This is a genomic window from Elusimicrobiota bacterium (assembly GCA_016218575.1).
In the GTDB taxonomy this organism is placed as follows: Bacteria; Elusimicrobiota; Elusimicrobia; order UBA1565; family UBA9628; genus JACRDN01.
In genome coordinates, this window is sequence record JACRDN010000023.1 from 73,815 (window position 1) to 88,207 (window position 14,393).

General features: G+C 62.5%; 12 protein-coding genes and 1 riboswitch. Of the genes, 2 read left to right on the plus strand and 10 right to left on the minus strand.

What is annotated here, in order from left to right; genetic code table 11:
* The first annotated feature begins 82 nt into the window (after positions 1–82).
* Positions 83–517: a hypothetical protein gene (locus HY921_12885; protein ID MBI5631766.1), complete on the plus strand. Its 435-nt coding sequence runs from the start codon at positions 83–85 to the stop codon at positions 515–517.
* On the opposite strand, the gene HY921_12890 is transcribed toward HY921_12885, so the two are convergent.
* From HY921_12890 to HY921_12920, 7 genes are read right to left on the minus strand one after another with little or no spacing between them, the layout of a single operon-like run.
* Positions 514–1,287, minus strand: a complete 774-nt coding sequence (locus HY921_12890) for a hypothetical protein (protein ID MBI5631767.1) — start codon at positions 1,285–1,287, stop codon at positions 514–516. The genes HY921_12885 and HY921_12890 overlap by 4 nt on opposite strands.
* 4 nt (positions 1,288–1,291) lie before the next feature.
* Complete coding sequence (locus HY921_12895; protein MBI5631768.1) at positions 1,292–2,761, minus strand: sugar transferase; 1,470 nt, start codon at positions 2,759–2,761, stop codon at positions 1,292–1,294.
* 6 nt (positions 2,762–2,767) lie between these two features.
* A complete protein-coding gene (locus HY921_12900; GenBank protein MBI5631769.1) occupies positions 2,768–5,038 on the minus strand; it encodes a glycosyltransferase in 2,271 nt (756 codons plus the stop codon).
* Entirely contained in the window at positions 5,025–5,720 is a 696-nt protein-coding gene (locus HY921_12905) for a glycosyltransferase family 2 protein (GenBank protein ID MBI5631770.1), read from the minus strand. The genes HY921_12900 and HY921_12905 overlap by 14 nt, the downstream gene beginning before the upstream one ends.
* A complete protein-coding gene (locus tag HY921_12910) occupies positions 5,713–6,894 on the minus strand; it encodes an O-antigen ligase family protein (protein ID MBI5631771.1) in 1,182 nt (393 codons plus the stop codon). The genes HY921_12905 and HY921_12910 overlap by 8 nt, the downstream gene beginning before the upstream one ends.
* A complete protein-coding gene (locus HY921_12915; protein MBI5631772.1) occupies positions 6,887–7,798 on the minus strand; it encodes a class I SAM-dependent methyltransferase in 912 nt (303 codons plus the stop codon). Before HY921_12915 ends, HY921_12910 begins: the two co-directional genes overlap by 8 nt.
* Positions 7,795–9,801: a hypothetical protein gene (locus HY921_12920; GenBank protein ID MBI5631773.1), complete on the minus strand. Its 2,007-nt coding sequence runs from the start codon at positions 9,799–9,801 to the stop codon at positions 7,795–7,797. Before HY921_12920 ends, HY921_12915 begins: the two co-directional genes overlap by 4 nt.
* Positions 9,802–9,832: 31 nt before the next feature.
* Between HY921_12920 and HY921_12925 the strand changes: the two genes are divergently transcribed.
* The gene (locus HY921_12925; protein ID MBI5631774.1) at positions 9,833–11,569 is read left to right on the plus strand and encodes a hypothetical protein; all 1,737 of its coding nucleotides are present in this window, start codon (positions 9,833–9,835) and stop codon (positions 11,567–11,569) included.
* Positions 11,570–11,744: 175 nt separating this feature from the next.
* Here the strand turns inward: HY921_12925 and HY921_12930 are convergent, their stop codons facing one another.
* The 3 genes from HY921_12930 to thiD form a co-directional block, all read right to left on the minus strand.
* The gene (locus tag HY921_12930) at positions 11,745–12,809 is read right to left on the minus strand and encodes an AIR synthase (protein MBI5631775.1); all 1,065 of its coding nucleotides are present in this window, start codon (positions 12,807–12,809) and stop codon (positions 11,745–11,747) included.
* Positions 12,806–13,438 (minus strand): thiamine phosphate synthase, encoded by a 633-nt coding sequence (locus HY921_12935; GenBank protein ID MBI5631776.1) that lies wholly within the window; start codon positions 13,436–13,438, stop codon positions 12,806–12,808. Before HY921_12935 ends, HY921_12930 begins: the two co-directional genes overlap by 4 nt.
* Complete coding sequence (gene thiD, locus HY921_12940; protein ID MBI5631777.1) at positions 13,435–14,295, minus strand: bifunctional hydroxymethylpyrimidine kinase/phosphomethylpyrimidine kinase; 861 nt, start codon at positions 14,293–14,295, stop codon at positions 13,435–13,437. Before thiD ends, HY921_12935 begins: the two co-directional genes overlap by 4 nt.
* A riboswitch (TPP riboswitch) is annotated at positions 14,281–14,391 on the minus strand. It overlaps the preceding gene by 15 nt.
* Positions 14,392–14,393 lie beyond the last annotated feature (2 nt).

The window sequence follows — 14,393 nt, forward strand, 5'->3', positions numbered from 1 at the left end:
TTATCGTGAGTGGAATCGCTCGTGGAACAGGGGGCTTCATGTGCTAGAATTCCAATAATCTTAAATTCCGATGGAGGTGCCTATGAGCTGCTCACTCGATTGCAAGAAGTTCGGCATGGCCGCCGTTTCTGCGCTGGTATTGAGGAATTTCCTTGAATTTATTGTCCATGGTGTTCTGCTTAAAGGGGCCTATCAGCAGGCTCGGTACATGACTTTGTGGAACCCTCCGGAGGCGATGGCCAGCCGAAAACCGGCCGTGTTCTTGGCGAGCGTGTTGTTCGCCCTGTTCTTTACCAAGATATATACCAATGGCCATGAGCATGAAAAACCTGCCGTCGGCCAGGGTTTGCGCTACGGGCTGTGGATGGGTCTAATGACAGCGTCTTTTCCGCTGGTCGAATACATGGTTTACCCGGTATCCTGCGGCTTGGCAACCGCTTGGGTGGTCGGCGGATTCGTTGAGTGTCTCATCATGGGAGTCGCCGTCGCGACGATTTACCAGCCGAAACACGCTTAATACTTATCGAGCGCAGGGGCTTGACGTGGTTGCGATGAAGACACGGTGAGAAGCGCTTCCTCGAAGCGCAAGCTGTTTCGCCTGGCCAAGCTGTCGAGGAGATACCGCAGTTGGTAAGCCCCATACCGGGCTGGATCCTTGGTTAGTTCGTCGTAATTTTTGTTGAAATAAGAATCCGCCTCTTGAGGGTCGGCGGGGATTGGGGGCCATTGCTTGGAGGCGGTTTGCAGCAGGGATTCAAGCTCGGTGAGCCGCCCGGGCCCTTCCGGTTCTGTCATTAAGAACGCTACAGCCGCATCATTGGCTTGCCGCTCGGAAGCCGCGTGGCCCGGGTCAACTCGCGAAGCCGTCTGAAAGGCGTGCGCCAGCTCATGCGGGACAAAAAGCCACCGGAAAAGCATCGAGAAGAATTCTTGGCCCGAAGTCTTGCCGTCTTTGGCCCACTTTGTCAGCAGTTTTTTTGTTGATACGGGGAGCTTATTCCAGGTTGAGACGGCCACGCAACCCCTCTCCTGGCGCCAAGAGATTATGGAGGGGCGGGTCCATTCGCAGACAGTGGGATCCAGTGGCAAGCGGTGCCCGAGCTGGCCGGCTTTTTCCAGGAAACGCTTGAGCAAAAGCGCCGGTTCCACCGTCGGTTTGACGCTGGTTCGAGGCATGCCGATGTCATTGAACTGGGTGTTTCCAGGGTTTCCTGTTGCGGGGGCAATGAATGCTGATGAGAGGATCAACAATAAGTTCAAAATGGACGGGAAGCGCGCACCTGGCATCCTTTTAATACGCGCCCTTGCCGAAGAGCATGGCGGGGATGGTCTTGAGTATGATCTCAAGGTCCAGGCCGAGGGACCAGTGCTCGACGTAAAACAGGTCGAGGCCGAAGCGCTGCTCGCTGGAAACGTCGGAGCGGCCCGAGACCTGCCAGAGCCCGGTGATGCCGGGGAGAATGTTCATTCGCTTCTTGGCCGTGGGGCCGAAATCCCTTTGCAGGCTCTCGAGTTCTCCGGTGGTAAGGGCCAAGGGCCTGGGGCCCACCACGCTCATCTCGCCGCGCAGGACGTTCAAGAACTGGGGAAACTCGTCCAAGGAGAAGTGCCTCAACCACTTGCCGACAGTGGTCACCCGCGGGTCTTTCTTGGATTTGAAGAAGGCCCCTGGGTGGTCGTTCAAGCCCTTGACCGCCTGGATCTGTCTCTCGGCCCCGTCCACCATGGTGCGGAACTTGAAAGCCTCGAAGATCCGCCCTTTATGACCGTATCGCCTCTGGCGGTAAAGCACCGGCCCCTTGGAGTCGAGCTTGATGAGGAGACATACCAAAGCCATGGGCGCTGCCGTAAAGGCGAGAAGGCTTGTACTGAAAGCGAGGTCGAAGGCCCTTTTCACCGCGAAATTGATCCGGGTCATCGAGCCGTGCTGGATGCGGTAGGCGGGCAGGCCCAGGCTATGGTCCATCTGCACCTCGCCCAGGCGCAGCTCGAGAAGATCCGGCACCATCTTGAATGCCACGCCGCGGGCGTCGCAGACCTCGGCGGCGGCTAGTATCCTGTCGTGTGGGAGAGAGGATGTGAGAAGTATCAGCTCGAAGTATGGTTTTCGGCCCAGAATCTCCTCTAGCTGTCCCGCCGAGGGCAGTTCTCTCACCTCGTCTATGGAGGCCTCGGGATGCCGGGAGCGGATGCGCAGCTTCAGCTCCTCGGCGACCAGTTTTCCGCCAACGATCAGCACCGGCCTTGCCGCCTCGTGGCGGGACATCCACTCGTCCACCCACAAAACGGCCGCTTGGCTGGCGGTGACGAGCACGGTGGAAATGGGGAGGATCAAGAGCAGCATCATCCGGGAATACTCGAGCCGCGAATAGATGTAGGTCGCGGCCAAGGTGAGGGCGGTTCCCAGGACGCAGCCCTTCAGAATCTTGAGGAAGCGGTCGGTAGAGCCCATCCAGGGGTCGGAGTAGAGCTTGGAGGAGTAGCCGAAAATCATGAGCCAAAGCGGAACCGCGGCGTAGAGCATCTTCTCGTAGGAGGCCCACTCGGGCGCGGTCCCGGTGAGAGGGAATCGCGAGAGCCACCAGGTCGAGTGAAAGCGCAGGGCGTAGGCCACGGCGTAGGAGAGGGCGATGGCGACGCCATCGAACAGGAGATGCAGGCCCGTGCGCAGAACGTGCCTGAGCCAGGGGGGAAGGGCGGCGGCGCCTTGATAAGCCGCCGCCGCGGGTCGCGAAGCCTTATCGGGAGCGTTCACTGTCATCAGCAACTATATTAAATATAGCTTTTCCAGACGTGTAATGGTCTCCTTGAGGCTGAATTCCTTCAAGGCTCTTTCGCGCCCGGCCCAGCCCAGGGTTTTCCTCAACCCGGGATTGTCCACCAGCTTGAGGCAGTATTCCAGAAGTTCGACCTCGGATTTGGCGAGGTAGCCGGTCTGCCCATGAACCACAAGGTCGCGGTTGCCGGGAATGTCGGAGGCCACCACGGGGATTCCCAAGGCCATGGCCTCGAGAACGGCGTTGGGGAAGGCGTCCCAGCGGGAGTAGTGGACGAACACGTCCAAGCCCCGCATTCTTTTCCTGGCCGCGGCCGGCTCGAGCCAGCCGGTGACCTCGACGCGGGAAAGGAGGTTCATGTTCTGGAGCTCGGCCTTGAACTTGGGGGCCAGCTCCCCGTCGCCGATCCAGACGCACTTCATGCGGTTGCGGGAATCCGTGAGCCTCTGGCAGAGGTTGAGGAAGGCCTCCGGCTGGCGGGCCGGGGCCAGGCGCCCGCAGGATCCCACCCGGGTCTCGCCGTCTTTCGAGGGTTCCGCCTCCAAGGCTTCTCCAAGGCAAGCGTCGCAGACGATGTGGACCGGCTTGCCCCAGGCAAGCCCGCGGGCGAGCGCCGCCTCGCTCGGCGAAACCGCGACGATTTCCCCTATCCAGGAGACGGAGAATTCCAAAACCCAGTAGAGCTTTCTCGCGGCCCAGGACCGGTCCTCCTGGAGGAAGCCGTAGCCGTGGGGGGAATAGAAGATTTTCGGGACTCCCGCGGCCCAGGCGGCCAGGCGCGCGAGGAATCCCGCCTTCGAGGAGTGGGCGTGGACGATATCGGGCTCTTCCTTTTGGAAGAGCCTGTAGAGCTTGATCAGCGCCTTCATGTCGTTGACCGGAGAGATCTCTCGGACCATTTCCGGGACATGGAACGCCTTTTTCGCGCCGCCCGCCTGGGCGCGGTAGGTCTCGGGATCGCTCTCCCGCGAGGCATAGGCAAGCAGGGGCTCGAATGTTCTGGCGTCAAGATGGTTGCAGAGAGCGGCCGCCTGGTTCCCCGTGCCTCCAGGGCCGCCGCACTCGAGCGTCTGCAGGACCTTGATTTTCCGGCCGCGGTCGAAAGACCGCCGAGGCCGGGCCCACCAGAAGGCGAAGGGGAACAGCATCGGAAGGTAGAGCAGGCGGTGCCGGGTGGCGCTGCCCAGGTCGAACTCGAACAGGGCCGAGCCCGCGGCCATGGCGAGAAAGAATACGATCAGGGCGCGCTTGCGCGGCGAGGCCCCGCTTTTCCATATCCCCAGGCAGGCCAGGGCCGACAGGACCAACATGAAAGTGTTCTCGCCGCTGGCCAGGACGCGGCCCAGCTTGTGTCCTAAAGGGTAGAGGAAGGGCAGGGGCATGAAGAGGACGTAGAAAACCCCGCGCGGCAGGAACAGGAGAACGTCGAGCCAGCCATGGAACTCGATCCCGTAAAAAATTTGGCTCGCGATCTCGCGGTTCTTGTGGATGCGGGCCCAATCCCTGTCCGCGTCCTGGCGGAACTTGCGGAAATCCGAGAGGGCCTGAGGGCTTCGCACCAGGGGTAGCTGGCTTGCCAAGCCCGAGCTCCGGCCCGGGACCGCCAAGGGCCCGGAAAAAATAAGCTGAAAGGCCAGCAAGAACGCGGCTGGGGCCAGCAGCAGGGCCGCCAAGGCTTTCCGCGATACCGAGGCGGAGGCCACGGCGAGGCTCGCGGTGAAGGCCAGGTACGGGCGCAGAAGCCCCATGGCCACGAAAGCCGGGATGCCGGCCAGGAACGAGGGCTCGGGGCGCAGAAAGCTTCCCAAGGCCAGGTAGGCGGAGAAAAAAATAAGCGCGTCCTTGAAGTTCTGCGAGGTGAAGAAAACATGCGAGGGCCAGCAGGCCAGGACCCCGGCCGCGAGAAAGGCTTGGGAGGCGCCGAAAACGGGAAGACAGAGGCGGAAGAAGGCCCAGACGCTGAGAGCCCCGAAAAGGGCGTTGACGAGCTTGGCGGCAAGCGGCACATGGCCGACGATCCGGTAAATCAAGGCGAGCCACACCAGGTGGATCCTCTGGCTCGTGGAGCCGGGCATTTCATAGGGCAGGGATTTTTCCCAGGCCTGGGTTAGGCCCCAGGCCCCTTGGTCCATGATTTCGGCGTCCGTGTAATGGAAGGCCGGGAAGATGGGATGGGATTCGGTCAGAACGGCCAACCCGGCCCTCAAGGCCAGGGCCAGGAGAAAAAGAGCGAGCAGGGATTTGCGGTCAATCGAGGACACGGTATTTGAGCAGGCACCAGAAATAGGCCAGGCCGTCCTTCCACGTGATTTTCTTGCCCTCGGCGTAGGTCCGGCCGCTGTAGGAGATAGGCACCTCGTACACCCTGAGGCGGCGCTTGCAGACCTTGGCCGTGAGCTCCGCCTCGATGCCGAAGCGCTCGCTTCTCAGGGGGATGGCCCTGAGCGTGCGGCCCGCGAAGGCCTTGTAGCAGGTGCCCATGTCGGTCAAGTTGACGTTGTAGAGCACGTTGGCCATGAAAGTGAAAATCTTGTTGCCGAAGTAGTGCCAGAAGAAAAGGACCCGGTGAGGGCCGCCCAGGAAACGCGATCCGTACACGACATCCGCCCGCCCGTCCAAGAGCGGGGTCAAGAGAGCGCCGTAGTCGGCGGGATCGTACTCCAGATCCGCGTCCTGGATCAGGATGAAGTCGCCCTGGGCGCTCTCCAAGGCGGTCCGGACGGCGGCGCCCTTGCCGCGGTTTCGCGCATGGAAAAGAGCCTTGGCCTCCGGCGGGGCCAGGCTCGACAGGATTTCCCGGGAGCCATCGGTCGAGCCGTCGTCCACCAAGATGACCTCCCGCTCGAGCCCGGCGGGCAGGGCCGCGGATTTGACGCGCCGCAAGATCTCGAGAAGCGTGCCCTTCTCGTTGTAGACAGGGATCAGGATGCTCAGCTTAGGCATGGGCTTGGTTTTCCTTTTGCGTCCAGGCCCATAGGAAAAGGACCAGGGCCGAGGCCTGTTCGTTCTGGAACGCCACCTCGGTGAAATTCATGAAGAAGAAGGCCGCGATCCCGGCCATGGCCCACAGGCTCCAGGCTCCGCCCTCCCTCCGGGCGAGATCCAGGGCCGAGCTCCAGAGTGCTGCCCAGAACGCCAGGAGCGCGCCCAGGCCCAGGAGCCCGCGCTCGGCCATTTGATGGACGAAGAGGTTATGCGCCGAGCCCCAAACGCGCTGGTTGGCGAGGATTCCGTGGAAATAGTCGGGGAAAAGGGTGCGGTAATTTCCCGGTCCGGCCCCGAGCCAGGGATGGTCGCTGAATATTTGGAGCCCCACTTTCCAGAGTATGACCCGGTCCATTTGCCGGTTGCGCAGGGGCTCTAGGCCCTGCTGGAGAACCGTCCTCACCAAGGAGCGGTCCGTGGGCAGTATTTCCCAAAGAACGCTCACGAGCACCACCGTTCCCGCGACCCAAGAGAGTCTGCAACGCAGGCGGTTTGACATCGCTGAGACCGCGGCGAATCCCGCGACGAGGCCCAGAAGCGCGCCGCGGGTTTGGTTGAGTAGAAATGCCACGCTGCAAATGGCGAGAAGTCCTCCCGCCAGGAAGCGCTCAGTCCCTGCTTTTTCATCCGAGTTGGGATGCAGCCAAAAGCATAGGGCCCCCAGCCAGGCCAAGGCGACCTGCTCTCCATAGGTCACGGGATGGACGAAGCCATGGGCGCGGACCCAGACCGAGCCGTCTCCGGCGCGTGTGAAGAGGCTTTGCCCGGCCCCGACCAAGGCGGCGGCGGCGAACCCCATGGCCAAGGCCGGGAGAGCCTCCTTCGGGCGCAATTCCCGCGGCGTGAGAAAGCAGAGGAGAAGCAGCCACGGCTTGTGAAGATCCTTCAAGAACGGCCTCAGGCTCTCGGCGGGGCTCACGCCGAAAATGGAGGAGAGAAGCCCGGCCAAGAGATAGCCTACCAGGGCCAGCAGGGCCGGCCGACGTAGATCCCCCCAGTCCAGCGCCCGCCGGCGGGCGGTCCAGCCCAGGGCGATGGTCCACATCCCGGCCGCGATGTTGACCCCGGCAATGGACAGGGGCAGGCACAGGCAGAACAGGAGAATGGCCGCTCGCAGGGGCTTGTCAGCCACGCGGCCTCCGGGCGATGATTTGCATGGAATCCCGGGTGTCCAGATAGAGGAATTTGTCCTCGACGCCGAACGTTCTGATAACGGCCGCCAGGGCCCGGGAGAGAAATTTTGGGTAATTCGTTAGGCGAGAGAGCCAGTAGTTCCATGTGAATATTCTTCCGTAGGAGCGGCAGAGCGCGGTCTCGTAGCCTTGGCGGCGCAGAAGCTCCTGCAAGGTCTTGGGCGAGAAATAATAGATGTGGGCGGGCCGCAGTCCCCACCATTTGCCGCGCAGGAGCCGGGCCGAGAGGCTGTCTATGTCGGGGGTGACGAGATACAGGACTCCACCGGGCTTTAAGACCCGGCGTATCTCGGCCAAGAGCCCGGCCGGGTCCGGGACATGCTCGATGACGTCTATGGCGGCCACCACGTCGAAGTGCCCATCCGGGAAGCGGGCCGTCTTCAAGTCTCGCTCCGAGATCTCGAGCTTGAGGTTTTCGCGGGCGTAGTCTCGGGCCCAGCGCGAGGGCTCCACTCCGTGAACCTCGTAGGTGAGGCGCGCGGCGTTCAGGAAGAAGCCCGTGGCGCAGCCCACCTCAAGAAGCCGACCCGAGGGCGCGAAGCGCCGCACCATGGAAAGGGCGAGGTACGCGTTGATGCTGCGGGAATCGGCCTCCAGGAAATAGTCCTGATCCTGGGTTTCCTCATAGGCTTGGTGGATGGCGCCGGCCTTGACCCGGGGGCTTGTGTAGACCAAACCGCAGGAGAGGCATTGGCGGATCGTGCCGTAGGCTCCGAACCTGTCCGTGGTCGCGGCGTATTGTCCGCCGTCCCCGGGCCAGCCTTCCAGGGACTGATAGCGGATTTTGGACTGGTCCTTGCCGCAGAGGTTGCAGGGGACTTCCTCGATCAAGTCCTGTTTCATGGCGCTTTGGCCAAGGCCAAAGAGACCGAGTAGGTTCCGAGTTTGGCCCACGGGTCTTTATCTCGCCGCTCGAAGAGAGAGAGTTCGGCTCCGAGCGCTCCCGCGGTCAAGGCCGGGGTCCTCTTCAAGCGGAAGGTCTCTCGGACCACGGCTCCCTCCGGCCAGCTCGCGGGGGGGATGAGGTCGTCGTAGCAGGGCCAGAGCGCGGAGTATTGGCGCTCGGCCGCGTAGACGGGCTCGAAAACAATGGAGCCGTCGTTCCGGCGCAAAGTCACCACAGTGGCGAAGTCGGCGGCGATTTTTTTCTCGGCCTTCCAAAGCATCTCGAGCTCGAGCCATTCTCCGGCGAGCCTTCCCCGTAGGGCGAGGAGAGACGCTCCGTTGGCGGCGGTCCAAAGCGGCGGCAAGGCTCCTTGCCCGGGAACAAAGCGCGAGTCCATGAGCCACGCCTTAGGAGAAAGCCGGGCCTCGGCCCGGCAGGAAGTGGGAGCATTCAAGGCGACGGTCTCGATTTTGCCTCCCGGGATTTCGAGCTTAAGGCCGCCGGCGCAGGCAAAATCTCCGTTATTGTAGAGCATGACTTGCATGTCCCGATAAGGGGTCCAGGAGAAATACTCCTTGCCGAAAAGCTCGACCTGGTTGCCGTGGAAGGCCCCGCGCCGCGTGGGGCCCATCATGATGTCTCCAGCCCTGGGAAGGGCACCGCCGCTCTCCGCGAAAGCGTAAACGTGCTCGCGGGGCTGCCTGAAGGCCGGTGCCCGGGCGATCGAGAGCGGGGCTCCCAATAGGAAGAGGCTGTCGGCCTTGCCGCCTAGAAGTTCGAGCGCTTTTTGGGCGAACCGCTGCTGGAGTTGGGCGGATAGGCTCCAGCCGTAGCCCTCCGCCAACGCCGTTCCACCGGAAAGTCCGAAGAAGAGAAAGGCCGCGCCCGCGGCCGCGCGCCGCGGTCTTAAGCCCGCGCTTGCCAGCCACCGCTGCGCGCCCGCGGCCAGGCATAGAACGAGGCCCAGGCTCGGCAAGTAGTTGTGGCGCGCGCTGATGTACCAGAAATAATTGGGGAGATAGGCGCAAAAAAACCAGCAGGCTCCGAAGCTCAGCACGGTCCACGGCGCGGCGGGAGCCTCCTCCGAGCCGCGCAGCTGCGCCATCTTCCAAATCCATGCCGCGCTCAAGACGGCTAGGAGCGCCGCCGTGGGTCCCGGCCCCCCGGCCCAGCTGTGCAGGGCCTCCCAGGCCGGCAGTTTGCGCATGGGGACGAAGGAATCGAGCAAGGAGTGGAGGAAGCTTCCCGGCATATTCCCAAAGCGAATCATGGGCCGTCCTCCGTTCGAGACGGGCGCCAAGAGACGCAGGAGGCAATGGATCCCATCCACTGCCAAGCCGAAGACCGCGATCCCGGCCAAAGCCTCATGGGAAGGACGGGGCTCCGGAGCGAGGCGGCGCAGGAAGAAAAGAAGGGGGATCCACATGAAGAAGGCCTGGTCGTAGTCGAAGGCGGCCAGGGCGTAAAAAGCCAGGGCCAATCCCCATCTGGCGGCGGGCCGCAGAGAAGCGATTCCCGCAGCCAAGAAGGAGAGGAGGATGAAAGTCGTGGATAGGAGGTTCATGGCTATGGCCGAGGTCCAGAAATGAGTCTCTCCGTGGTTGGGATAGACCAGGAAAAGCCCGCTGGCGAGCAGTCGCTGGGACTCGGCAAGGCCCATCTGCCCGAGGAGGGCATAGACCAGGCCCACGTTGAGGAGGTCGAGGAAAAGCCCGAAGAGGTGCAGGCGCGCGGGGTCGGGTCCCAGGATTTTGTAGAGCGCGGCGTAATAGAGGATGTAGAGGTTGCGCCCCGGCACGTAGTCCAGAAACTCGCGGCGCATCTGGCTCCAGCGCGGTTTCGACAGGGTTGCGTGGAAGGCGTGGTCGTCGAGGTGGAGCCCGGCCTGAGGAGCGTGCGGGCCGAAAATAAGCCCTCCCGCCAAGGCGAGAAAGGCCAGAGATGGGATAGAGCGCAGCATCAAGAAAATAAATTATAGATAATAAAGCTCCATGGCGGACGCGCCCCCGGTGCATTTCCAATCAGTCTCAGCCCCTCTGCCAAGGGGCGGAGGGACCTGGATTTATCTCGGTTGGGACGTCGCGCGACGCGAGCGGCTTTCCCGGGCCTGGGGCCGATTTCCCGAGCCCTTGGGCTTGCGCCTGTCCGAGGCCGGAGAGCGCTTGCGCGGGCCTTTCCTCGACCTGGTGGCCGAGTGGGGGCGCCGCCAAGAGGACTCCCCCGCCTGGTGGGCGGGCACCTTGGCCTGGAAGTCCTGGAGCGCCTCCCAGCTCTTCCAGCTGTGCTGCTATCTTGAAGTGGCCGCTCGCGTCGCGCGCGAGCGGCCGGGGGAGGGCCTCGTTGTCGTTATCGAGGATCCGTGGCTTCTGCGCCAAGTTGAGGCCGCTCTTTTCCAAGAAATAGGAGTCCCATCTAGATCCATGGCAGAGCTCTGGCAGCGCCGCGCAGCGGCGCTGCTGACTGGACTAGCCCGGCGCTGGTTCTGGGCCTGCCGCATGGCTTTTTCCGCCCTGCGCACCGCGGCTTCTCAGCGATCCGTCGCGCCTCCCCCTCCCGCAGGCCCGCCCGCGGTGCTCATTTACAGCTATCTGGTCGAGCGCTGTCTGGCGGGTGGGCGCTGGACCGATCCCTACCTTCCCGGCCTCGAGGAGGAGCTCTCGGCCGCGGGGGCGTCCGCGGTGCGCTGCACGGATCCCGATGTCACGGGCTTCGAGAGGCGCCTGGCCGTCCGCGGAAGCGTCGAGCCTCTCATGCGCTGGGCTTCGCTCGGGGGCTTCTTGCGCGCGCTGGCGGCCCTGCCGCCGGAGCCGCCCGGCCCCCGCGTTTTGGCGGGCCTGCCCATAGAACTCCTTGTCCGGCGCGAATGGTGGCACGATTTTTCGCGCTCCGGCCGGTGCGCCCATTTATTTTTCTGGGACGCGGCCGAGCGCCTCCTTTCCTCCCGCCCTTGGAAGGCCTTGGTCCTGGCCTGGGAAGGCCAGCCCCAGGAGCGCCTGCTCGCCTTGGCCGCGCGCCGCCGGTGCGTGAAAGTGGTCGGCTCCCAGCATACCACGGTCTCGCCCTGGCAGCTGCCCTTCCTCCTGGGTCGGGGGGAGGCGGAGTGGGCGCCCTTCCCGGATGCCCTGCTCACCGCGGGGCCCCATCCCCGGGAAGTCCTGGCCCAGGGCGGCGTTCCTGAATCCAGACTGCGCGGCGGCGGCAGCCGGCGATTCAGGGCGCCCGTCTTTGCCGCAGGCGAAAAGGGAGAGGAGATTCTAGTCGTCCTTCCGGTGGATCCCCTGCGCGCCAGGCACCTGCTCTCGGCCATCTCCAGGGCTTTTCCGGACGGCCGGCTTCCCGCTCCCGCCGCGGTCAAGCCCCACCCCGGCGATCCCCACGCGGCGAGGGACCTTCCTTTCCCCGCCCGGATCGCCCGCGAGGCCTTCGCCGAGGCCGTCAAGCGCTCGCGCCTAGTGGTTTACACGAGCACGGCCGCGGGCTTGGAGGCCCTGGCGCTGGGCGTTCCCGCTCTGCGCTACCGCTCGGATTCCTTGCTCGACATAGATCCCTCGGACGTTTTAAGCGACGAGCTTCTGTCCACTGCGAGCGACGCGGATTTCAAGGAAGCGCTCGAGTCCATGCTCCGCGAGCCGCGGCGACCAACTCCCGAGGCCGTGTCCGCGGCCTTGGCCCGGCTCTTCGAGCCCGCCCAGCCCGAAGCGTGGCGGCAGGAAATCCTGGGATTCTAGTGTAGTGTCCCGGAGGGAAGGCCCATCTTTGGAGCATTTCGTCGTTGCTCCTCGGTTACAGGCCTCGGCCCGCGCCCTCGTCGCGCCTAGAACTGTTCTCAAATCTGGGCCTTCCATTGTCCAGTTATTTCCGGGACACTACACTAGGGTTTCAATCGTCAAACGTGTTTTAAGGTCACAAGAGCGCGTCAAGCGCCCGCGAATAAGCTTGCCAGAAAGGATCGACAACCGGATGCGTGAGCGTTCGTTCGCGTCTCCCGCTCAAGATTTTAATTCCCCTCTCTGGTCGGAGGATTTCTCCGATAACAGCGGCAGGGATGCCTCGACGCTTGAAAGCTTTCATTAAGCGGCCGGTGTGGTGCTCCCGGCAGGTCAACAACAACGTCCCCTCGCTAATCGAAGCGTACGGGTCGATGCGAAATAACTCGCATATCTTGGCTGCCGCATCGGATACCGGCACAGCACCCTGATCAATATGCAGGCCTACGCCAGAAGCGCGTGCTATTTCGTAGAGGCCGCCCCAAACTCCACACTCGGTTGCGTCGTGCATGGCACTGACGCCGCGGTCACGCAACCCAATCGCCGCTGCGGCCAATGCATCATCGACCGTCGACATCTGCCAAAATAATTTTTCCGCCTGGCACGCGAAGTCGGTGCCGCAACGTTCCGCGATGAAGCGAGGGAAAGTGACCGCAAAAAGACCGGCCGCCTCTATGGCGGCTCCTTTCGTGATTATGATCATATCTCCGGGACGCGCCATTTCGGTCGTTACATAGCTGTCGCGGCGACCCATGGCCATCATCGTCGCTCCACCGATCATTGGGTACTGGCATCCCGCGTATTTCGCCGTGTGCCCGGTCACGATGCTAACGCCGTATTTCACGCACTCTCGGTGGAACACGCTCCAGAATGCCTCCAGATCCGCGCGGCTTGTCGTCAGCGGCAGATTCATGTCCACGGCCAAGTAGGCCGGCTTGAGGCCGCTGGTGGCGATATCCGAGGCCAGGATATGAAATGCAAACCATGCGGCGCGTTCCCAACCATACTGAGGAACGACGAATAAGGGGTCGCAGGTTACCGCCATCACCTGGCCTCCACCCAGGTCCACGATCCCACAGTCGACGCCGTGGCGCGGCCCGGTCAATATTCGTTTCGAGCGCGCTCCTAGCCGTGGATAGATAATGGCGTCGAATATTTCCGGAGGAATCTTTCCAATGCTCGGCAATTCTTCTTTTTTCATAGAGTGTACTCTAGACTATGGTTTAACGTTTCAACGGCACGACCGGCATTGCGGGCCGCAAAAGCAGCTGAAACCACCGCTACGGAGTCCGCGCCCGCGCGCATGAGCGCGCCTGCGTTGGCCGCGGTGACTCCGCCGATGGCCACGATCGGTACGGTCATGCGTCGTCGCGCCTTTCCGAGAATCTCCATGGGGAGCAACGGCTCGTCGGGTTTTGTCGGTGAAGGAAAAAACGCGCCAAAAGACACATAGCTTGCTCCGCGGCGCTCCATTTCAATGGCATGCGCGAGGTCGCCGTAACAAGAGACGCCGATGATCGCATTTGGGCCGAGGAGCTCGTGTGCCGCTTCCACCGGTGGATCCACCGCTCCGAGATGCACACCGTCAGCCTTGATCAAGCGCGCCAGCAACGGGTCATCGTTGACGATCAGCTTGATGCCTAGACGCTTTGTTTGCGCGGAAAGCTCTTGTCCCAATTCCGCTCGGTCGCGCAGCAGTGAGGACTTCTCGCGAAATTGAATAATCTGGACGCCAGATGCAGCCACCTGCCGGATGCGCTCTAAGAAATTCCGGCGCAGGATTAATCGTTCATCCGTAATCACGTGGAGTCGACCAAGTCCTGAGTTCATGGCGCGTTCCAGTGATGGAGAATCGGCCCGCAGCCGGAACCGAGTCCCGGAGCGGCGCAGATCGCTCCAGCAACGTAATCTTTCGCGCGCAGCGCCGCCTCGCGCAAATTCAGCCCCAGCGCCAAATAGGCCGCCAAGGCAGCAGACAAAGTGCAGCCGGTTCCATGAGTATGGCGTGAATTGATTCTTGGGCCGTCCAATGTTAGGAATCTGACCCGATCGAACAGAATATCCTTGCAGCGAGCGCCCCGCGTATGACCACCCTTGAGCAAGACGGCTCGCGGACCGAAGGCGACTATGCTGCGCGCCGCCGCGCGCATCGCGGCTGCGCCGATAATTCGCCGCCCAATGAGAGCCTCCGCCTCCGGCAGATTCGGCGTTACGATCCCTGCCAGCGGCAATAGACGCTTGATTAAAGCTTCCCGCGCGTCGATTTTCAGTAAAACCGATCCGCCCTTGGCCACCATGACGGGGTCGATGACCAGATTATGGAATCGACAGCGGGTCAGAATCGCCGAAACCGTCTCGACGATCGCGGCGTTAGACAGCATCCCTGTTTTGACCGCGTCAACACCGAGATCATCAGCGACCGCCTCAAACTGCTTGACGATGAGTTGCGGGGGCATGTCCATGGCCGCCAGCACCCCGCGCGTGTTCTGTGCGGTGATCGCTGTGACGACGCTCATCCCATAGACTTTCAGCGCCGCGAAAGTCTTCAGGTCGGCTTGAATGCCTGCGCCACCGCCAGAGTCCGAGCCAGCGATGGTCAATACCCGAGGAACCGGAGGACGGTCTTGTCGAGTTGATGAGACCCGACCATAGGGCAGGGTTGGGCAGGAAAGGCGAACTTCATTCATATTCCCTCCGCTGGTATTACCCAGATCAGGTTTTTAGGGTCTCCCGAGGTATCGGGACTCTCAGCCTGGTCTCACCAAGCTCCCCAAACTTCTTCTTT